The 20,434-nt window shown below is 73.2% G+C and carries 16 protein-coding genes and 1 pseudogene; 8 read left to right on the top strand and 9 right to left on the bottom strand.

The window, feature by feature from the left end; genetic code table 11:
- Positions 1–21: 21 nt before the first annotated feature.
- From ACT2CW_RS24245 to otr(A), 6 genes are all read right to left on the bottom strand, one after another.
- Entirely contained in the window at positions 22–1,308 is a 1,287-nt protein-coding gene (locus ACT2CW_RS24245; protein WP_445518257.1) for an ABC transporter substrate-binding protein, read from the bottom strand.
- The gene (locus tag ACT2CW_RS24240; protein WP_445518256.1) at positions 1,305–2,237 is read right to left on the bottom strand and encodes a hypothetical protein; all 933 of its coding nucleotides are present in this window, start codon (positions 2,235–2,237) and stop codon (positions 1,305–1,307) included. The genes ACT2CW_RS24245 and ACT2CW_RS24240 overlap by 4 nt, the downstream gene beginning before the upstream one ends.
- Positions 2,234–3,739, bottom strand: a complete 1,506-nt coding sequence (locus tag ACT2CW_RS24235) for a VWA domain-containing protein (protein WP_445518255.1) — start codon at positions 3,737–3,739, stop codon at positions 2,234–2,236. The genes ACT2CW_RS24240 and ACT2CW_RS24235 overlap by 4 nt, the downstream gene beginning before the upstream one ends.
- 12 nt (positions 3,740–3,751) lie before the next feature.
- Entirely contained in the window at positions 3,752–6,172 is a 2,421-nt protein-coding gene (locus ACT2CW_RS24230; RefSeq protein ID WP_445518254.1) for a tetratricopeptide repeat protein, read from the bottom strand.
- Complete coding sequence (locus tag ACT2CW_RS24225) at positions 6,169–7,884, bottom strand: S1 family peptidase (RefSeq protein ID WP_445518253.1); 1,716 nt, start codon at positions 7,882–7,884, stop codon at positions 6,169–6,171. Before ACT2CW_RS24225 ends, ACT2CW_RS24230 begins: the two co-directional genes overlap by 4 nt.
- A gap of 666 nt (positions 7,885–8,550) precedes the next feature.
- Positions 8,551–10,536 (bottom strand): tetracycline resistance ribosomal protection protein Otr(A), encoded by a 1,986-nt coding sequence (gene otr(A), locus ACT2CW_RS24220; RefSeq protein ID WP_445518252.1) that lies wholly within the window; start codon positions 10,534–10,536, stop codon positions 8,551–8,553.
- Positions 10,537–10,824: 288 nt separating this feature from the next.
- Here otr(A) and ACT2CW_RS24215 point away from each other — a divergent pair, with 288 nt between their 5' ends.
- Positions 10,825–12,291, top strand: a complete 1,467-nt coding sequence (locus ACT2CW_RS24215; RefSeq protein ID WP_445518251.1) for a glycoside hydrolase — start codon at positions 10,825–10,827, stop codon at positions 12,289–12,291.
- A gap of 48 nt (positions 12,292–12,339) precedes the next feature.
- On the opposite strand, the gene ACT2CW_RS24210 is transcribed toward ACT2CW_RS24215, so the two are convergent.
- Positions 12,340–12,948 carry a TetR family transcriptional regulator gene (locus ACT2CW_RS24210; RefSeq protein ID WP_250853393.1) on the bottom strand — a complete coding sequence of 203 codons (609 nt, stop codon included), beginning with the start codon at positions 12,946–12,948 and terminating at the stop codon, positions 12,340–12,342.
- Positions 12,949–13,082: 134 nt separating this feature from the next.
- Here ACT2CW_RS24210 and ACT2CW_RS24205 point away from each other — a divergent pair, with 134 nt between their 5' ends.
- Positions 13,083–13,910 (top strand): NAD(P)H-binding protein, encoded by an 828-nt coding sequence (locus tag ACT2CW_RS24205; protein ID WP_445518250.1) that lies wholly within the window; start codon positions 13,083–13,085, stop codon positions 13,908–13,910.
- Between the two features lie 392 nt (positions 13,911–14,302).
- On the opposite strand, the gene ku is transcribed toward ACT2CW_RS24205, so the two are convergent.
- Positions 14,303–15,412, bottom strand: a complete 1,110-nt coding sequence (gene ku / locus ACT2CW_RS24200; RefSeq protein WP_445518249.1) for a non-homologous end joining protein Ku — start codon at positions 15,410–15,412, stop codon at positions 14,303–14,305.
- 30 nt (positions 15,413–15,442) lie between these two features.
- On the opposite strand from ku, the gene ligD reads away from it, so the two are divergent.
- Genes ligD through ACT2CW_RS24185 form a run of 3 tightly spaced genes read left to right on the top strand, consistent with a single transcriptional unit; the run spans position 15,443 to position 18,174 of the window.
- Positions 15,443–16,447, top strand: coding sequence for a non-homologous end-joining DNA ligase (gene ligD, locus ACT2CW_RS24195; RefSeq protein WP_445518248.1), 1,005 nt, complete (start codon positions 15,443–15,445; stop codon positions 16,445–16,447).
- Positions 16,444–17,385 (top strand): ATP-dependent DNA ligase, encoded by a 942-nt coding sequence (locus ACT2CW_RS24190; RefSeq protein ID WP_414082076.1) that lies wholly within the window; start codon positions 16,444–16,446, stop codon positions 17,383–17,385. Before ligD ends, ACT2CW_RS24190 begins: the two co-directional genes overlap by 4 nt.
- A 54-nt stretch (positions 17,386–17,439) precedes the next feature.
- The gene (locus tag ACT2CW_RS24185) at positions 17,440–18,174 is read left to right on the top strand and encodes an MBL fold metallo-hydrolase (protein WP_445518247.1); all 735 of its coding nucleotides are present in this window, start codon (positions 17,440–17,442) and stop codon (positions 18,172–18,174) included.
- Positions 18,175–18,311: 137 nt separating this feature from the next.
- Here the strand turns inward: ACT2CW_RS24185 and ACT2CW_RS24180 are convergent, their stop codons facing one another.
- On the bottom strand, positions 18,312–19,286 hold the full coding sequence (locus ACT2CW_RS24180) for a 1-aminocyclopropane-1-carboxylate deaminase/D-cysteine desulfhydrase (protein ID WP_445518246.1): 975 nt from the start codon (positions 19,284–19,286) through the stop codon (positions 18,312–18,314).
- A gap of 29 nt (positions 19,287–19,315) precedes the next feature.
- On the opposite strand from ACT2CW_RS24180, the pseudogene ACT2CW_RS24175 reads away from it, so the two are divergent.
- From ACT2CW_RS24175 to ACT2CW_RS24165, 3 genes and pseudogenes are all read left to right on the top strand, one after another.
- Positions 19,316–19,594: pseudogene (locus ACT2CW_RS24175) on the top strand (XRE family transcriptional regulator); the annotation flags it as partial.
- An 89-nt stretch (positions 19,595–19,683) separates the two neighbouring features.
- Positions 19,684–19,995 carry an ArsR/SmtB family transcription factor gene (locus ACT2CW_RS24170; RefSeq protein WP_086885809.1) on the top strand — a complete coding sequence of 104 codons (312 nt, stop codon included), beginning with the start codon at positions 19,684–19,686 and terminating at the stop codon, positions 19,993–19,995.
- Positions 19,992–20,405 carry an SRPBCC family protein gene (locus ACT2CW_RS24165; protein WP_164432291.1) on the top strand — a complete coding sequence of 138 codons (414 nt, stop codon included), beginning with the start codon at positions 19,992–19,994 and terminating at the stop codon, positions 20,403–20,405. Before ACT2CW_RS24170 ends, ACT2CW_RS24165 begins: the two co-directional genes overlap by 4 nt.
- The last annotated feature ends 29 nt before the right edge of the window (positions 20,406–20,434 follow it).

The following is a 20,434-nucleotide window of genomic DNA, read 5'->3' as shown; positions in this document are numbered from 1 at the left end:
GGCCCGGTTTCCTGAGCCCGGTCAGCCGCAGACCGTCGACAGCCAGGGCTGGTCGCGGGTGTCGCGCAGGCTCCGGCGGATCCTCTCCAGGCTGCGCAGCAGCCCGTCCGGCGGCTTGCTGGTGTCGCTGAGGTAGGCCAGCGCGGCGCGCTGGAAGGCCACCCGCATCCGCGTGGGCATGGCGTCGGAGGCGTCCAGGCACAGCGAGGCCGGGTCCCGGAGCGTCTTCGCGATGTTCAGGCCCACGGCGTCGTAGCCCTGGGTGTCCAACTGGACGTCGCGGTTGGCGAAGAACGGGTGGGTGCTGTTGCGGGCGGTCTTCTCGCCCCACGCCCGCTGGGCGTCGGCCGAGATGAGATAGCGCATCAGCTCCTGGGCCTGCGGGGTGTCGCGGAACATCGCGGCGAAGTCGCCGGACACCTCCCGGGCGGTGGATCGCCGGTCGGTGTCGGGGAGGAGCCCGGGGGAGAAGGCGAAGACCGCCTCGGTGGGGTCGGGGTAGCCGCCGCGGATGAACGACCCCTGGTGCTCCAGCGCGCACGGCGGGTCCGTGCCGAACAGCTTCGTGCCCGCCTTGCGGAAGTCCGTGATCAGCGCGGTGCGCGCGGTCTCCTTGCCGAAGAGCGAACCCCAGCTCCGCCAGGCCCGCGCCACCCGGGGGTCCGTCCACGGCAGCCCGCCGGTGGCCCAGTCCTGGTAGACGGATCGGCCCTGCTGCTGGAGGAGCAGATCCTCGATCCAGTCGGTGCCGGGCCAGCCGGAGGCCGCGTCGTCGCCCATGCCGACGCACCACTGGCGGCCGTCGGCGGCGAGGGCGGACAGCGCGTCCGGGCGGCGGTCGCGGTCGTACCACACGATGCTCTTCAGATCGGCCTTGACCGCGATCCCGTACACCGGCCCCTTGGCGCTCAGCCGGGGCTTCCAGAGCTTTCCGTAGGCCGTGCGCTCCCGGCTCGGGATCACTCCGTCCAGCGGGGTCAGCTGGCGCTGGGCGGCGTACGCGGCCAACTCGCCCGAGCTGGGCAGCACGGCGATGTCGGGCGGGGTCCCGGAGGCCACCTCCGAGGACAGCACCTCGCGCAGCGCGGTGGTGCCCTGATAGTCCACATGGATCCCGGTACGCCGGGTGAACGTGTCCAGCAGGCCCCGGAACGCCTCGCCCTCGTCGCCGGTCCATGACGCGAGCACGCTGACACTGCCGCGCGACTGCCAGCCGCTCGTATCGCCCGCGCCCACGACGCACAGCAGCACCATCCACAGCCCGAGGACCGTGGCCGTGGCGTGCCCGGACCGCTTCCCCGCGCTCATCGGGACTGGAACCGGTACTCGTCGATACGCGGCTGGAGGCCGACCAGGATCAGGGCGGCCAGCACCGCGCCGCCCACGGGTATCCAGTCGACCGCACCGGCCTGCCAATGCGCGTTCCGCATCGTCCTCGCGACCTCCCTGGCGGTGGGGCCGCCGGTGCGGCCGATGTCCGATTGGGTCAGGCTGGCCCGGGCCGACTCCAGCCGGTCCTGGGTCTGGTACGTGAACACCGCCAGCGGCAGCAGGGCGACCAGCAGCGCGGTGGCTGCCGCGAGCCAGGGGTTGACCAGCCGCCGGAAGCGGTGCCGCAGATAGCGCTGGGTGTGGACCAGCAACGCCGCCAGCGTGAGGAACAGCCCCGGCAACAGCAGCCACCAGGCGAACGCCAGCAGCCAGCCGAACGAGGTCTGGTCGTCGAGCACGTCGTACTGCCGCTGCTGCACCGCCCTCAGACGGTCGAGGACGCCGCTGCGGTCGTGGTGCAGGATGGAGTCCGCGTACCGCAGATAGGCATCCCTGAGCGTCGGGTTCTCGCGGTTCGCGTACGCCTGCTCGACGGTGTCGCCGTAGGACGTCACCAGCGCCGCCGAGGTGCGCAGGGCCCCGCGCGCCGACTCGCCCCCGATGGTGCTCTTGGACACCTGGGTCAGGCTCTGCTTGGCCGTCGACAGCTTGTCGCGGTACTCCTCGCTGAGCCCCTCGAACTCCGCGGTGGGGCTGGAGATGCTGCGCCGGGCCTCGTCGTAGGAGGCGCTCAGCGCGTCGATGGCGGCGGCCACCTGGAGTATCGCCGGGGTGGACCGGTCGGTCACCGCCCTGGAGTTGCGGCTGACGCCGTAGTACGCGGCCAGCAGCGCGGCCACGGCCACCGCTGTGACCACGAGCAGGGCGATCAGCCGGCGCACCAGGAAGGCCCGGGTGGCGCTCATCTCGCGCCGCCCGCCTGACCCGATGCGCCCGGTTCGCCGCTCAAGGGGGCGTTGCACTGCTGGCAGAACCCGGCGGTGGCGGGCGACCGGCGCCCGCAGGCCGGGCAGAGGACATCCGCGGCGGGCGGCGCGGCGGGCTCCGGGCGCTCCAGCCCCTTGAAGGGGGCGCTCTCCTCCGACACGACGATCACCGAGTTGAGGTCCAGCGGCCGGATGGGCTCGCGGATCCGCACCTCGCCGGTGGCCGCGTCGACGATGTGGACCAGCCCGCCCAGCCGGGCCAGCATCTTCTCGCTGCCCAGCTGATGGGCCAGCTGGACGGCGCGCCCCCACTGGCGGCGGGCCCGCTCCCGGTCACCCGCCTCGTACGCGTCGCAGCCCGCGGTGATCGCGTGGCCCAGCTCGGAGTCGGCGTCGTAGTGGGCCAGCCGGGGGTCGATACGGGACGAGAGCAGCACATCGTCCGTCCACTGGACCAGCACCGACTCCGGCTCGGGCGGCGGCAGCGCGGTGTCGCCCTCCACCGACAGCTCCACGGCGGCCAGCTCCACGTCCTCGCCCATCGGATCGCGCCGCGGATCGGCGAACACGGACACCTGGTACTCGCGGGTCTCGTCGCCCCATGCGCTGGTGGTCCATTCCCAGGTGCGCTCATCGGGGCGGGCGCCCTCGTCGGTGAGGTCCGCCCGGGTGGGGTGCACCTGCTTGACGAAGCCGACCCGGCTGCCCGCCCGGGTGCGGATCCGGATCCGCACCCCGGCCAGCGCCTTGGCCATCGAGGCGGAGACCATCTCCTCGAACTCGGCGGCCAGCGCGGAGTCCTCCAGGACGGCGTCGGCCCTGCCGTGCAGCCGGTGCGCGATCCGCTTCAGCTCGGTGGCGTCCCAGCCGTCCCCGATCCCGCGCGCGTCACAGGTGAAATGCGGGGCGCAGGCGTCCAGCACCTGGTCCAGATAGCCGGGCGGATCGTGTTCGTTACGGCCGTCGGTGAGCAGCAGGGTGTGCCGGATCGCGGCGGGCTGCCGCACATGCAGCCGCCGGGCGAGATCCAGCCAGGAGCCGATCGCGGTGCCCCCGACCGCGGGCAGCCGGGCCGCCACCCGGGCGGCGGCGGCCTTGGTGTCCGGCCCCGCCACCGCCATGCCGCCGGTGAACGGATAGACCACCTGGGCCTGCTCGGTGCCCTCGACGATCGCGAAGCGGGTGCCGTCGCGCAGTATGCCGACCGCGGTGGCGGTGGCCCGGCGCGCCGCCGCGATCTTCGTCGGCGGCCAGCTCATCGACATCGAGCAGTCGATGACGATGACCTCCGAGGTGGCGGTGCGGGCCGCCGCCGGGCCCAGGCCCTGGGCCCGCACGCTGACGATGGCGTGCATCTCGGTGCGGCCCGCGGAGGCGGGCAGGTACTTGTTCTGGTGCACCCGCAGGGTGAGGGCCGGGCCCCCGTCCGGGCCCCCGCCCGCGCCCCCTGGTCCGTGCTGTCTTCCTCGGTCCTCGCTCATCTGATCCCCCTGTCAGACGCGGGTCATGGGCCTGATGGCATTCGCGCGGTCGATCAGCGCCCCGAGCGCCTCGGGGCTGTCAGCCTGCCGGGCCAGCCGGCGCAGGGTCTGCTCCAGCTCGGCGCGCAGCGCGCTTTCGTCCTCCCACTCCCCATACACCAGCGACGGGGATTCGGTTCCCCTTCGGGCCGCCTCAGCCGCCGGATCGGCGCGCCCCTTCCGCACCCGGCGCCGTGAACGTGCCTGCCCGGCGGGCGCGCCCCTCCGCTCCCCGGCCCCCGGCTGCCGCTCCGCCCAGTCCAGCGTCACCTCCAGCGACTCCGCCGTCAGCCGGTCCCGGGCCGGGCCCGACTCGCGTCCCTCGTCCAGATACAGCCGCGGCAGCCTCGTGCGCACCTCCGCCAGGTCCTCGGCCGTCGGCAGGGCGTCGGGGTGGCCCAGCCGCCCCGACAGCACCCGCACTATGGCGATCCGCGCGGCGTCGTAGTGGCGGGAGACCTTCGGCACCCCGCCGAGGATCTCCACCGCGCCGCCCCGGTCGCCCGCCGCGAGCCGGAGCCGGGCCAGTCCGAAGGCGGCGCTGCCCTGCGAGCGGTTGCGCTGCCACACCGCCTCGTAGAACCGCTTGGCGGCCTCGTGGTCGCCCAGGTGCTCGGCGCAGTAGCCGAGCGCCAGCTTGGGCGCGTACTCCCCGGGCAGGGCGCTGTAGACCTCGTCGAACTCGCGCCGGGCGTCGGCCACCGCGCCGTCGGCGAGCCGCAGCAGGGCGCGGTGCCAGGACAGCCGCCAGTCGTACGGGGCGGCGGAGCCGATCAGCTCCACGGCGATCGCCAACTCAGCGGCCGCCGCGTCCCGTTCGCCCAGCTCCAGATAGGCGCGGCAGACGCGCAGCCGGATCTCGGCGGAGGGGCGGGGGAAGGCGTGCAGCTGCTCGATCAGCCGCCGCGGCCCGCTGTCGGTCGGGACGCCGAGCAGCGCCGCGCCGGGATCCGCCGCGTCCGGGAACGGCACCGGGAGCCCGAGCGGCACCCGCTCCGGCCGGGGCAGCCCGGACGCCAGCAGCGGGCGCGGCTCCCCGTCCAGCCAGCGCTCCAGGTCCGGGATCCGGCCCAGCGAGGAGTCCAGCAGCGCCGAGGTCGGGGCGAAGAGCGTGGACGGCTCGGGCTGCTCCCGGCTGAGCCGCAGCGAGTGGATCTCCCGCAGCACCCCCCACAGTTGCTCGGACATCTCCGCGGCCGATCCGAACCGCCGCTCCGGGTCGGCCGCGGTGGCGCGGGCCAGCACCCGGCGGTAGGACTCGGCGCCCAGGCCCGGCGGCCGCTGGGTCGGCCGGGCGGCCTTGTCCGAGAGCTCCTCGAGCGTTCTGCCGACCCCGAAGAGGTCATGGCGCTCGGTGAGCGCGGAGGCGCCCCGGGCCAGCACCTCGGGGGCGGCGAACGCCTCGGTGATCACCGGCGGCCCGCCGTCCCGCTGGCCCAGCCGCCGCACCGCGCCGAGGTCGATCACCTTGACCCGGTCCTCGTAGTGCATCACATTGCTCGGCTTGAGATCGCAGTACAGCAGCTTCTCGCCGTGCAGATAGCCCAGCGCGCGCAGCACCAGACAGCCGTAGGCCAGGATGTGCTCGTACAGCCGCGGCCCGTCGTACGGCCGCACCGCGTCCGCGATGTGGTCCTTGATCTGGGCGAGGGTCATCCCGCCGACGAACTCCATCACGATGTAGCCCGTCAGCGCCCCGTCGTCGCGCGGGTCGGGCTGGGTGACGTAGTTGATGATCCGGACGATGCCGGGGTGGTCGAGCATGGTCAGATAGCGGCGCTCCTCGACCGCCACCCGCAGGGCCGCCTCGTCCTCGTTGTTGATCAGGCCCTTGATGGCCACGGGCTGGTCGTCCAGCTGGGTGTCCTCGGCGAGATAGACCCAGCCGAGCCCGCCGTACCCGACGCAGCCGACCACCCGGTACTGATCGCCCAGCAGATCGCCGGGGCTCAGCCGCGGGGTGAAGTCGAACTGATGGCGGCAGCGCGGGCAGTAGCCCCGGGAGAGCGCGGGCTGTCCGGCGTAGGGCGCGCCCACGATCTCGTCGCACCCCTCCCAGCCGCAGGTCTGGCCGCGCGAGGGAGGGTGCGGATCGTCCATCACCAGGTCGCGCAGCGAGGGCAGTTCGACGCGGGGCAGGTCCAGCAGGCCCTCGCCCGCCGGCCGCACCGTGAACTTCCGCGCCACATCGCGGCGGCGGGCACGGGCCGTGGTCGCGGTGGACTCGGACACCAGAGGGGCGGCGGGCTCGACGGGCGGGGGAGCGGGAGAAGGGGCGGCGGGCAGGGGTCTTCGGCCGCACTCCGAGCAGAAGCCCCGGGCGTTGATCCGGCCCAGACCCTCGCCGCGGCAGTCCTGGCGACCGCAGACCGCCCCATCCGTCGGGTCCGTCATGGCGCCTCCCCCTCCGGCGGTGTGTGCACGGCGGCCACGAACCGGTCGACGGCGCGGCGGGCCTCCGGCAGATCGCAGGGCACCTCGGCCAGCAGCCGCACCGCGGCGCGGTGCAGCGGAATCAGCTCGGCCCGCTCGGACTCGGCCTTGGTGCCGAGCATCGCCGTGTACGACACCAGCTGCCACTTCAGCTCCTGGACCGCCGGCTGCTGGGCGTCGATCACCCGCAGCGTCTCCTCGGCCCGCTCGGCGACCGCCCGCACCGAGTGCTCGAACGCGGCCAGCTTGGCGACGATGCGGTGGGAGCGCAGCTCGGGGTCGGAGCGCAGCCGGGTCAGATTGATCCGCAGGGCCGTGGCGTCCTCGGCGTCCGCTAAGGAGGAGCGGCGCGCCCCGCGCTCGGCCGTCTCGTGCTCGCGGTCGGCGGCGAGGGCCACCCGCCCGGTGAGCTCGTCCAGCCAGGCGTCGATCCGGGCCGGCTCGGGGCGGAACAGCCGCTCGGCCAGCCGCAGTCCGCTCGAGTGGGGGTCGCGGAAGACCAGCAGCAGCCGACTGCCCCGGTCGGCGAGCAGCTTCATGAAGCCGACCAGCGCCTCGGGGTCGCGGGCGCGGTCCACGCCGACGGCCACGATGGTGAGCGGCACCGCGTTGGCCCGGACCCGGCTGAGCGGGGAGGTGTCGCCGGGCGAGCGCAGATCCATCCGGTCCGCGACCCGCAGCGCGACCTCGGTGTCGGTGCGCTTGGTGACGTCGATGGCCAGGTCCACGCTGCCCAGCGGCGGTACGGTGCCGTGCGGCGCGGCCGAGACCGCCTCGTCGGGGCCGCCGCCCGACAGCTCGCGGTCGGCGAGCGTGATGGCGCGGCTCAGCGCCTCGTACCGCGCGTGGTCGTCGTCCTCGATGACCACGGTCTCCACGTCCGTGATGCCCGCGCGCCCGGTCAGGGGCTCCCGGCGCAGCCATACGGCGAGCCGCTGGGCGAAGCCGATGTCCTGGACGCCGGTGGTCAGCGGGGATACCAGCGGCCGGTCCACCCCGGGGTCCCCGCGCACCCAGCGGTGGACCACCGGCAGATGGCGCACGATCGTCTCGACCGGGATCATGTAGGAGACGCTGAGGCGCTCGGCGGAGGGCACGTCGACGGGGTCGTCGTACCGGCTGACGACCATGCCGATGACATGCCGGGTCGCCTCGTCCTCCACTCCGGCGCCGCTGAAGCCCTTACGGACCACATCCCTGGGCGACTTGGGGTCGAGACCCACCCACTCCGCCCGGGGGCCGACCCGCCCGGCGGTCTTCGCGCGCAGATAGTGGCCGTTGTCGAGCCCCTTGGGGAAGCCGCCCATCCACACCGGCCGGCCGAGCACCGGCGGCAGCCGGTAGAGCGGCGCGGCGTGCTCGGCGGGCTGCGGCCGGCTCAGCCGCAGCAGCGCCACATCGCCGCAGCCGTCGGAGCGCTGGGGCACCCAGCAGCCGTCGGCGACGCGCGCGGGGACGGGCTGGGCCTCGTGCACCTCGACCAGTTCGACCAGCACCTCGGTGGCGGGCACCGGGAGCCCGTCGTCGGGGATCACATGGGCGCACGTCAGCACCGTCTCACTGCCCAGGAGGATTCCGGCGCCCAGGACGTCACCGGCCGAACTACGGATCCTCACCCGCCATGTGCCCCCGTTGGAGGTCGCATCGGCGGTAATGCCCATTTCCGCCCCCATGTGGCAAGAGCATACGCCCGAGAGGTACGGAAGTGACCCGTCCGTCCGATGGGTCACGGGAACGGGTGAGGGGCGGCGCCGGGACCGGCGAGGGACGGGCGCGGGACCGGAGCGGGGCGGGCGCGGGACCGGAGCGGGGCGGGCGCGGGACCGGAGCGGGGCGGACCCGGGGCCGGAGAGGGGCGTGCCAGGGCCGTACGGGGCGGGATGTCAGGCCCGGCGCGTCCGGTGTGCGGCGCCTCCGGTCCGGCGCGCCCGGCCATTCGGGTGACGTGGCGTCACCTCTTCTTGTGGCGGGCTACGTCGGATGGATTACTGAAAGTGTGCGGTGGAACCTCCCGTCGATTCTTTCGGCGCTGGGGGCGCCGCATCCTCGCCGGAGCCGGGCGCCAGGCGTACCGCGAGGAGGACCGGGCGGGTGCCCCAAAGCCCGCGGTCGCGCACCGGACCGCCGTGAGCGCGAGCGGGTCCAGCCCGCCCGGTCCCGTCTTTCGCCTCGCCTTCACACCGTCGTCTCCGACACCTGGGTCACCGCCATCGCGCTGTCCAGTCCCGCCGGGCCGGTGAACGTACAGGTTGTCACGGTTGGCAGTAGCAGCAACAGCGTCGTCTACACCCGTATCGGGCCGCCCGAGGTCTAGAGCCAGGAGGGGGAGCCAGGAGGAGCTAGGAGCCGAGGCCCGGGGCCGCCGCCCCGGCGCGCAGCGGCCGGTCGGCGCACGGCCGGGACCACCACACCCCCTCGCCGTGCGTCAGCCGGGGCAGGACCCGCTCGAAGCCGTGCACCCGGCGGGCCGGGAGCTCGCCCCGCAGCAGCCACCCCGTGGCACCGTCCACGCTCTCGCCGATGTCCGCCTCGGCGGCGGCGAGCTGGGCGGTGACCGCGGCGAGCGTCTCGGCCGGAAGCTCCAGTTCGAAGGCGTGGTACGGCTCGTAGATCCGCCACCCCGCCCGCTCCAGGGCCTCCCCGAGCACCACCGGGGTGAGGTCGCGGAAGTCGGCCGCGGTGCTCAGCGGGCCGATGAACCCGGAGCGGACGAGGACGGCCCGGCAGTCCGTCACCGAGCGGCCACGGGGCCCGTGGAACAGCGTCTCGTACACGGTCTCCTCGATCGCGTTGTGGAACGCGCGGGGCAGCGCGCCCAGTTCGGTCTCGTAGCCGAAGACCACCCCGGCGCCGCGCTCGGTGGGCTCCACGCGCAGCCCCACGGTCGCCCACGGCCCGGTGTGGCCGACCCGGGCGATCTCGCGGACGGCCTCGCCGATCCCCGAGGGGCGCTCGACCAGCACCGGGCGGCTCGGTTCGAAGTCCGCCTCGATGCCGTAGTCCTGGACCAGCGTGGCCGCGATGATCTCCTTCTGTACCTCCCCGTACAGCAGTACCGAGGTGGCCCCGCCCGGCATCGCCCGCGCGTGGATCAGCGGATCCTGGTCGGCCAGGTCCAGCAGCGCGGTGTGCAGCCGGGACGCGGCGGCGGCGCCGGGCTCGCGGGCGTGGACGAGGGTCTGGAGGCTGGGCGCGGCGAAGTGCCGACGGTCCGACGGGGCGTCGTGGACGGGCCCGAGCCGGTCGCCGACCCGGACCCCGGGCAGTCCCTTGATCCTCGCGATGTTCCCGGCGGTCAGCGGCTCCCGCGCGGCCCCCGCGTCGCCGATGACCTCCAGCGCGGTGATCTGCCCGGTGTGCTCGGTCAGGGCGCCGTCGGGCTCGCGGCGGTGCAGGGTCACCCGCTGCCGCAGCGTCACCTCGCCGGAGAACAGCCGCAGATAGGCCGTACGGCCACCACGGCCGCCGCTCCTGCCGCCTGTGCCGCTTGTGCCACCTGTGCCGCCCCCGCCGCGCTCCACGGCGAAGACCGTGCCGCGCGGCTCCGCGCCGCCCGGCGCGGGCGGCACCAGCCGCGCCACCCCCTCGACCAGCGCCCCGACCCCCTCGCCGCTGAGCGCCGAGCCGAAGAAGACCGGATGCGCCAGCCCCGCCGCCGTACCGGCCGCGAGCGCCGCCCCCACCTCCTCGGCCGAGGGCGGCGGACCGTCCACGACCCGCGCGAGCATCGCGTCATCGGTCTCGGCCAGCACCTCGGCCGCCTCCGCGCGCACCCCCGGATCGTCCAGGGAGCGCGGATGGGCGCGGGCGTTCCGCGTGCCCAACTCCCTTACGGTCGTCAGCGGGACGAGATGCGGCGCCAGGGCGCGCCGGATGTCGGCGAGCAGCCCCTCGTCGCGGGCGCCCGCGCGGTCGATCTTGTTGATGAAGAGCAGCACCGGGAGCCGCAGCCGTCGCAGGGTCTTCATCAGTACCCTGGTCTGCGCCTGGACGCCCTCGACGGCGGACAGCACGAGCACCGCGCCGTCGAGCACCCCGAGGGCGCGCTCGACCTCGGCGATGAAGTCGGAGTGGCCGGGGGTGTCGATCAGGTTGATCTGGGTGTCCCCGGCGGTGAGGGACGCGACCGCGGTCCGCACGGTGATACCGCGCTGCCGCTCGATCTCGCCGGTGTCGGTCTGGGTGTCCCCGGTGTCGACGCTGCCGAGCCGGTCGATCACTCCGGCGTCGTAGAGCAGCCGCTCGGTCAGGCTGGTCTTACCGGCGTCGACATGGGCGAGCACACCGATGTTGAGGGTCCGTGAGACCCGTGGAGAGCTGGGCATGGATGCTGAGGTCCTCGAAGACGGTCGTCCGGTGGGGGCGCTGAGTCGTTCCGAGGAATCGGCGCATCGGTTGCTCCTGCTCGTAGATGTCTCGTGGATGCCTCGTCGATATGAGGACGCGGACATCCTGGACACGGGGGCGGGCGGAAGCAACCGAATTTCGGATGGACCGTCACCGTGCGACCCCCGGCCCGTCCGTAGAAAGCGCTGTCACGCCTCTCGACAACGCCCGCCGCTGCCCCGACGCTTCGTAAGCGACGGGGGCCGGTGCGGCGGAGGGGACTGACGATGCGGCGCAGAACGCTTCTGGCGGCGGCGGGCACCACCGTGCTCGGCACCGCCCTCACGACCGGTACCGCATGGGCCGACGAGACCATCGGCGTCGACCCCGGCACCGACCACGGGGCCTGGGAGGGCTGGGGCACCTCCCTCGCCTGGTGGGCCAATCTCTTCGGGCAGCGGGACGACTTCGCCGATCTCTTCTTCACCACCAAGCCGGTGGGTTACGGCGGCCGGTCGCTGCCCGGTCTCGGGCTGAACATCGCCCGTTACAACCTCGGCGGCTGCGCCTGGACCAGCGTGGCCGGCGAGTCCATGGTGGCCTCGCCCAACATCCCCCGGTTCAAGCAGATCGAGGGCTACTGGCACGACTGGAACAGCGAGGACCCCGCCTCCGCGGCCTGGCACTGGAACGCCGACGCGGTCCAGCGGGCGGCGCTGGCCAAGGCCGTCCAGCGGGGCGCCGTCAGCGAGCTGTTCTCCAATTCGCCCATGTGGTGGATGTGTCTCAATCACAACCCGTCCGGCGCGGCGGACGGCGGCAACAACCTCCAGTCCTGGAACTACCGCCAGTTCGCGCTCTACCTCGCCACCACCGCCCGCTACGCCCAGGACCACTGGGGCGTCCGCTTCGCCACCGTCGAGGCGTTCAACGAGCCCTCGTCGGCCTGGTGGAAGGCGGACGGCACCCAGGAGGGCTGCCACATCGACGCGGCGGTCCAGCGGACCGTCCTCGGCCACCTCCGCACCGAGCTCGACGCGCGCGGGCTGACCGGCACCCGGATCTCGGCGTCGGACGAGACCGCTTACGACCTGGCCCGCACCACCTGGAGCTCGTTCGACACCGCCACCCGCGCCCTGGTCGACCAGGTCAACGTGCACGGCTACCAGGGCTCGGGCGGCCGCCGCGATCTGCTGTACGCGGATGTGCGGGCGGCGGGCAAGAAGCTGTGGAACTCCGAGACCGGCGACAAGGACGGCACCGGCCTCACCCTGGCCACCAACCTCTGCCTGGACTTCCGCTGGCTGCACCCCACCGCGTGGTGCTACTGGCAGGTCATGGACCCCAGCGCCGGCTGGGCGCTGATCCACTACGACCCGGACACCGCCCAGCCCGGCGCCGTGCAGACCAAGTACTACGTGCTCGCGCAGTTCACCCGCCATATCCGCCCCGGGATGCGGATCCTGGAGACCGGCTCGGACCACGCGGTCGCCGCGTACGACCCGGGGGCGCGGCGGCTCGTGCTCGTCGCCGTCAACCCCGGCGCCGCGCAGACGCTCACCTTCGATCTGTCCCGCTTCGGCCAGGTCACCGGGGGCACCGGCGGGCTGGTGCCGCGCTGGTCCACCCAGACCTCGGGTACCGGCGATCTGTACACCGCGCGCCAGGACACGGCGCTGGCCGGGAAGCGGCTGAGCGTTCCGTTCGCCGAGAAGTCGGTGCAGACGTTCCAGATCGACGGGGTGACCGAGTGAGCCGACGGTAGGACGTAGGGCGCGGGGCGTGGGGCGGTGGGCGTGCGGTTACGCGGCGAGGTGGCGGACGATCCGGCGCAGCTGCTCCTCCCACCGCTCCCGGAACTCCGGCGAGTCCGGCTCGATGCCGAAGATCTGGCGGACGGCGTGCGGCATGGTGGCCGGTGCGGAGACCATGGCGTAGCACATCAGCAGCACGGCGGCCGGGTCGAGGTCGTCCGCCAGCTCGCCCGCCGCCTGCCGGCGCCGCATGTCGGACAGGTCCTCGCGCGGCTCGTCCGCCACCTCGCCGGTCAGCGCCTGCCAGATGGCCAGCCGGATGCCGCGGGGGTCGTCGAACGCCTCCCGGAGGTAGCGGACGACCAGCTCCTCGAAGGGGACCGCGGGGTCGTTGAAGGTCGCCTCGTGCCGCAGCCACTCACGGCCCAGCTCCCGGTAGAGGCCCTCCTTGCCGCCGAAGTAGTAGGCGATCAGCTGCTTGTTGAGGCCCGCACGGTCCGCGATGTCCTGGACGCGCGCGCCCGCGAACCCCTTCTCGGAGAACTCGTCCATGGCCGCCTCCAGCAGCAGCCGCCGGGAGCGCTCCGGGCACTGCTTGCGCTCCTCGGGCGTGGGGGCGCGGCGGGGCCTCTTGGGCGTCCCCTGCATCGTCGTCATCTCCTCTTCCTCGGCCCGGACAGGCTAGCCGGGGTTCCGGCCATGCTCTCATCTAATTGTTTGACAATGTCATCCGTTTGGATGAACCTGACTTCGGTTACGTACGGATCGCATGACAGGCAAGGAGATTGATCATGTTCGTGGTGACCGGAGCCACCGGAAACGTCGGCAGCCATGTGGTGAAGCAGCTGGCCGACGCGGGCGCCGAGGTGCTCGCGCTCACCCGCGACCCCGAGGCGGCCCGGCTGCCGGAGGGCGTGCGGGCGGCCCGCACCGATGAGCTGCCCCTGGACGGCGCCACGGCGCTGTTCCTCAACCCCGCGGTGGCCTGGCAGGTCGGGTCCGGGAAGATCCTCGAGCGGGCCAAGGAGAGCGGGGTACGGCGGATCGTGATGCTCTCCTCGTCCTCCGTCCTGGACGATGTCGATCCGCAGCGGAACCCGATCGGCGCCCGCCACCGCGCGCTGGAGGACGAGGTCGAGGCCACCGGTCTTGAGTGGACGTTCGTCCGCCCGGGCGGCTTCGCCGCGAACGCGTTGCAGTGGGCGGACCAGATCAAGGCCGGGGACGTGGTGTACGGGCCGTACGCCGGGGCGCAGATGGCGCTCATCCACGAGGCCGACATGGGCGCGGTCTCCGCCCGCGCCCTGCTCACCGACGACCTGGTCGGCAAGGCCCCGGAGCTGACCGGACCCGAGTCGCTGAGCTTCGCCGAACAGGTGCGCGTCATCGGCGAGGTCATCGGGCGGCCGCTGCGGTATGAGGAGATTCCGCGTGAGGCGGCGCGGGAGCGGATGTCCGGTGGGTTCGTCACGCCGGAGATGGCGGATTCGCTGCTGCGGGTTTTTGCGGAGTTGGTGGATCGGCCGCAGGCGATCTCGCCGGAGGTGGAGCGCATTACGGGGCGTCCTGGGCTGACGTTCGCCCAGTGGGTGGAGGACCATGTGGGCGCCTTCCGCTGAGGCGCGTTCCGCTGAGGCGCGTTCCGCGCCGGGGCCCGACCACGCACCGGGGCGGGACCTGGGGCGGGGCGGCCGCGCCGGTTGCGCCTGCGGCGGGCTTTCCCCTACCCGCCCCTTCCCACAACCGGGGCTCCGCCCCGGACCCCGGTCCTCAATCGCCGGACGGGCTGATTTCAGCTCGTTCGCCCCGGACCCTGGTCCTCAATCGCCGGAGGGGCTGTTTTCAGCCCGTCAGGGGGCACCTCCCAGCGGTAGCTGGGGGAGATTGAGGACACGCCCGAAGGGCGTCCGGGGGTCCAGGGGGCGGAGCCCCATGGTTCGGGAAGGGGCGGGTAGGGGACAGCCCGCCGCAGGCGTGTGGGCGGTGTGCGAAAGGCGGTGGCAGGGCCGGCTCAGGACGCGGTCCGCGTGCCGCGCTTGCCCGTCTGCTTCTTCGCAGTGGTCTTCTTGGCCGCACTCTTCTTGGCCGCAGCCTTCTTCGCACCCGCCTGCCGCTTCCCAGCGGGCTCCTTCTCCGCGGCCTTGGCGCCCTTCGCCGCCGTCTTCTTCCCGGCCGCCGTGGTCTTCTTCGTCGCGGCCTTCTTAGCCGGTGCCTTCTTAGCCGGTGCCTTCTTGCGGCCGCGCAGCTCGTGGACCGTCGCCTCCCCCTCCTCCGCCCCTGCCTCCTCGGCTCCGCCCTCCCCGGCGGCCTCCCCCGCCTCCCCCGCCTCCCCCGCCTCCTCGCCCCGCGCCTCCTTCGCGCTGCGCACGCTCTCCTTCAGCGCCGCCATCAAGTCGACCACCTGCGCGCCCGCGGGGCGCTCACCGGGCTCGGCGGTGGGCGTGGCGCCGGACATCTTCGCCGCCACCAGTTCCTCCAGCGCCTCGTGGTACTCGTCGCGCAGATCGTTCAGATCCACCTCTCCGAGCGTCTCCATCAGGGTGTCCGCGAGGTCCAGTTCCGCAGGCTTCACGGTCACCTTCTCCTTGGGGGCCACCCCCGCGGGCTCGCGCACCTCGTCCGGCCAGAGCAGCCGGTGCAGCGCGATCGTGTCGCCGACGACGCGCAGCATCCCCAGCCGCTCCCGGCCGCGGTGGGCGTATTTGGCGATGGCGACCTTCTCGCTGCGCTTGAGCGCCTCGCGCAGCAGCGTGTACGGCTTGGCCCCGGCGGCGCCGCTGGTGCCCAGGTAGTAGGCGTCGCCCATCTGGAGCGGATCGATCTCGGAGGCGGAGATGAACGCCTCGATCTCCAGGGTGTGGGTGGTGGGCAGCGGAAGCGCCGCGAGGTCCTCCTCGGTGATCGGGACCAGCGCGCCGTCCGCGTCCTCGTACGCTCGCCCGATCTCGCCCGACTCGACCGGCTTGTCCTCGAGCTCACAGACCTTGCGGTAGCGGATGCGGCCGTTGTCGCGGGTGTGGATCTGCCGGAACGAGATCGAGTGGTCCTCGGTGGCCGGATAGATCTTGATCGGAATGCTCACCAGGCCGAAGGAAATGTTCCCATTCCAGATAGATCGCATGCTTGATCCCTTTCGTGAGATTCTTATCGTATGTCCCCGATCGCGGAGGTGGAGGGGCGGCGGATCACGCTCAGGAACCTCGACAAGGTCATCCATCCGGCCACCGGCACCACCAAGGGCGAGCTGCTGCACTATCTGGCGTCGACCGCGGACGCGCTCCTCGGCCATCTGCGCGGGCGGCCGCTGGCGTTCCTGCGCTATCCGGACGGCCCCGACGGGCAGAAGTTCTTCACCAAGAACCCGCCTCCGGGCACGCCTTCCTGGGTGACGACGGCCGAGGTCACCCGCCATAAGGGGGAGACCGCGCGGCAGGTGGTGATCCAGGACCTGCCCTCGCTGATGTGGTCGGCCAACCTCGTGGTGGAGCTCCACACCCCGATGTGGCGGATCGACCAGGGCGTGGGCATCGCCGACCGGCTCGTCTTCGACCTCGACCCCGGACCGCCCGCCACGATCGTGGACTGCCGCGTCGTCGCCGTATGGCTGCGCGAGCGGCTGGCCGATGACGGCCTTACGGCGTACGCGAAGACCAGTGGCTCCAAGGGGCTGCATCTGCTGGTGCCGGTGGAGCCCACCTCCTCCCGGCGGACCACCGCCTACGCCAGACGGCTGGCCCTGGAGGCCGCGAACGCCATGCCGGACCTCGTCATCCGTAAGATGACCCGCTCCCTGCGGCCGGGGAAGGTGTACGTGGACTTCAGCCAGAACGCCGCCGCGAAGACCACCGCCGCGCCCTACACCCCCCGCGCCGTCCCCGAACCGGCCGTCTCCGCGCCCGTCACCTGGGAGGAGGTCGAGGCGTGCGGCGACCCGGCGGCGCTGACCTTCCTGATCGACGACATCCCCGCGCGGCTCGACCGCCACGGGGATCTGCTCGCCCCGCTGCTGGACCCGGCGGAGGGGCGCCCGCTGCCGACGGGCGAGGCCGAGGCCGGGGAGGACGAAGGCAACGGCCAAGGGGACGGCGAAGACAACGGCCAAGGGGAGGACAAGGACCTCGGCCCAGGCGACGACGAAGGCGCGGCCGACCGATGACGTCGCCCTCCCCTGAGCCGCCCCTTCAGCCGCCCCTCGACGTGGCGCTGGCCCGTGTCGTCCCGATCCTGCCCGTCGCCCCGCCCGGACGGCGGCTGGCGTACGAGCCCAAGTTCGACGGCCATCGGCTGCTGATCTTCCGGCTGGGGGACACCGTAAGGATGCAGGCCCGCTCCGGCCGCATCGTCACCCGCGCCTTCCCCGACCTGGTGGCCGCCGCGCGGCCGCTGCCGCCCGGCACGGTCCTCGACGGCGAGGTGGTGGTGTGGGCGGGCGGCCGTACGGACTTCGCCGCCGTCCAGAAGCGCGCCTTCGCCGCGTCCGAGTCCCGGGCGGGGAGGCTCGCCCGGGAACTGCCCGCCTCCTACGCCGCCTTCGACCTGCTCGCGCTCGGCGCGGAGGATCTGCGGCCGCTTCCGTACGAACAGCGCCGCGCGCGGCTGATGGCGCTCCTCGAACCGCTCGGCCCCCCGCTCCAGGCCGTGCCGATGACGACCGATCCGGAGCTCGCCGCCACCTGGTACGAGTCGCTCCTGGAGATCGGTATCGAGGGCCTGGTCATCAAGGAGCTGGACCAGCCCTACCGGCCGGGCCGCCACTGGCGGAAGGTGCGCCATTCGGAGACCCGGGACGCCGTGGTCGTCGGCGTCGTCGGCCCCCGCCTCCGCCCGCGCGCCCTCGCGCTGGTGCTCCCCGGCGACGACGCGCCCTTGATCTCCGCCCCGCTCTCCACGGCCGTCCGCGCCCAGCTCGGCACGGCCCTGCGCGACCTGCCCGACCCCGAGCCCCCGCCCGCCGAACTCCCCACCGCCCTGGACCGGGTCGGCGCCGAGATCGCCTACCGCCCCATCGCCCCCGACCTGATCGTCGAGGTCCGCCAGGAAGGCACGGTCCGCCACGCGGCGACGAGGGTCATGCGCCTCCGCATCCCCGACTGATCACCTTCGGCTGACCCCGTGCCCGGTGTGCCCCGGCCGTGCGACCATGCGCGGATGCGGGTGACGGTCGTGGGCAGCGGTGACGCGTTCGGCTCGGGCGGGCGGTTCCAGACCTGCCTGGCGGTGGCCCCCGACCCGGCCGGCCCGCCCCACGTCCTGGTGGACTGTGGCGCGACCAGCCTGACGGCGATGCGTCAGCAGGGGATCGAGACCAACGACATCGACACGGCCCTGGTCACCCATCTGCACGGTGACCACTTCGGCGGTCTGCCGTTCCTCGTCCTCGACGGGCAGTTCCGGCGCCGCACCCGTGATCTGACCGTGGTCGGCCCGCCCGGGACCGGTGACCGGCTGACGCGGGCGATGGAAGCGCTGTTCCCCGGCTCGAGCGGGGTGCGACGGCGCTTCGACGTCCACGTCATGGAGCACGCCGACCGGTGCCCCAGGGAACTGGGGCCCCTGCGAGTGACCCCCTTCGAGGTGCGGCACGCCTCCGGAGCTCCCGCCTACGCGCTACGGGTGGAGGGGCCGAGCGGAGCGATGGCCTACTCGGGCGACACCGAGTGGACCGATGCCCTGATCGACGCGGCGGACGGCGTCGGGCTGTTCCTGTGCGAGGGCTACAGCCCGCGCCCCATCCGCTGGCATCTCGACCTCGACACGCTCGCGCGCCACCGTGACCATCTCACCTGCCGACGGTTGCTGCTCACCCACCTGTCCCCGACGGCGCTGGCCGAGGATCTGAGCGGCTGGGACGTCGCCCACGACGGGCTGCGCGTCGAGGTGTGACCGCCGTGGCTCCGGCCGGAACTGGCCGGGAACGCCATGGATCGGCGGGGAACGCCAGGGATCGGCGGGGAACACCTGGGATCGGCGAGGAACGCCCGGATCCACCCGCTCCTACGACCCGGCGGGCCCACCCGCTTCTACGGCCCCGGCGGGCCCGCCGGATCCGGAGGCCCCGTCACCACCGCCGTCACCCGGCTGCCCGGGGCCAGTTCACCCCGCTCCACCAGCCCGTACACACCCCACAGCAGCTTCGCCACGTACCGCCGCTCCAGCCGGACCCCGTGCCGCGCCTCGAACTCCGCCGCGAACGCCTCCAGCTCCGCCGGGACCCGCCCGTAGCCGCCGCCGTGGTAGCCATGCTCGATCCGCCAGTTGGCGAAGGCCCGCCCCCACCCCTGCTCGTGCAGCGCGGCCACCTCGCGTTCCAGGTAGCCCTCCGCTCCCTTCAGGACGGCGAACCCCACCGCCCGCGCACCAGCCGGGAGCGCGGCGGCGATCCCGGCCAGCGTGCCGCCGGTGCCCACCGCGCAGCACACCACATCGCCCGGCCCCAGGGCGGGCATGTCGGGCAGGTCGGGCAGCTCCGCGACGAGTTCCGCCGCGCCGCGCGCCGCCAGGACGTTCGTACCGCCCTCCGGGAGCACATAGGCGCGCCCCCACCGCTCCTGAAGCGCCCGCAGGGTGCCGGGGTCGTCCTCGCCCAGGCCGCGCAGCGTCTCGCGGTAGGCGGAGCGGGTGACGAAGGCCAGCTCCATGCCGTGTGCCTCGGCCCGCGCCAGCGACCAGTTGCGCGGCGCGTCGGCCAGCTCGTCGCCCCGGATGACCCCGACCGTCGACAGCCCGTACGCGGCCCCCGCCGCGGCCACCGCCCGGATGTGGTTGGAGTACGCCCCGCCGAATGTGAGCAGCCGGGTGTGGCCGCGCTCGACGGCCGCGCGCAGGTTCGGGGTGAGCTTGCGCCACTTGTTGCCCGGCACCAGTGGGTGGATGAGGTCGTCGCGCTTCAGACGCAGCTCCACGCCCCGGTCGGCGAGCCACGGGTCGGCCACGTCCCGCACGGGGGACGGCAGCCGGGGCCGTATCGGGCTGGTGGTGTCCGGTGGGCGTCTCACCTGTCCATTCTCTCCGCCGCACCACGCTCACCGGGCCGGACTCCCCGCTCTCTCTGGACCTCACCGTTGACCGGAGCGTGGTCACGGGCACCTGGACCGAGCAGACGGCCACCGGCGGCTACTACCAGGGGGCGTGCTACCACGGCGCGCTTCAGATGCTCGTGGAGCCGACCAGTCGCCGCATGGCTGACAAGTGGGTCGGTTTCGGCAAGGACTTCGACGTCAACACCGGCCCATGGGAGCTGCGCCTCATGGACACCTCGGTCTCCAAGGCGACCCTGGAGCGGTACAGCGTCCCGCCGGAGTGATCGGCGCCCTCGGGGGCTGCCGCCGCTCCGAATTCCAACGCGTCGGGAAATGTTGACGCGTCGGGAATCTCCGACGTAATCTCCGGGTCGTGCCCACAGACGTCTTCAGCGCGCTCGCCAACCCCGTGCGCCGCAAGCTGCTCGACTGCCTCCGGGACGGCCCCCGTGCCGTCAACGACCTCGCGGGCGAGTTCGAGCTGAGCAGACCGGCGATCTCGGAACATCTCCAGGTGCTCCGGCAGGCCCGGCTCGTACGGGAGGAGCCGCGGGGGCGGCAGCGGTACTACCACCTGGAGGCGGATCCGCTCGCCGAGGTGCGGCAGTGGCTGCATCCCTTCGAGCACTACTGGCGCGGCCGGCTCCACGCGCTGCGCGACGTCCTCGACGAGGAGAACCCATGACCGAGCCCGATGCCATCCACTGCGACCAGTTCCTGCCCCACCCCCCGGCCGTCGTATGGCAGGCCCTCACCGATCCGCGGCTGCACGCGCGGTGGTGGGCCGCGGGCGATGTGCGGGCGGAGGTGGGCCACCGCTTCACGCTCGACATGGGGTCCTGGGGGGAGCAGCCCTGCGAGGTGATCGCCGTCGAGCCGGAGCGGCTGCTGAGCTACCGGTTCGCCCAGGCCACCCTGGACACCACCATCACCTGGCGCCTCGAACCGGAGGGCGCCGGCACCCGGCTCTTCCTCGAGCACGCCGGGTTCGACCTCGACTCCCCGCTCGGCAGGAAGGCCCTCGATGGGATGGGTCGCGGCTGGCCCTCGGTCCTCGAGCGCCTGGCGACGGTCCTCGCCGCACCGGCGGGCTGATCGACAAGGCTTACGAGAAGCTCGACACG

Source organism: Streptomyces sp. NEAU-174 (genome assembly GCF_052665095.1).
This window is presented reverse-complemented; position numbering and strand designations above follow the sequence as displayed.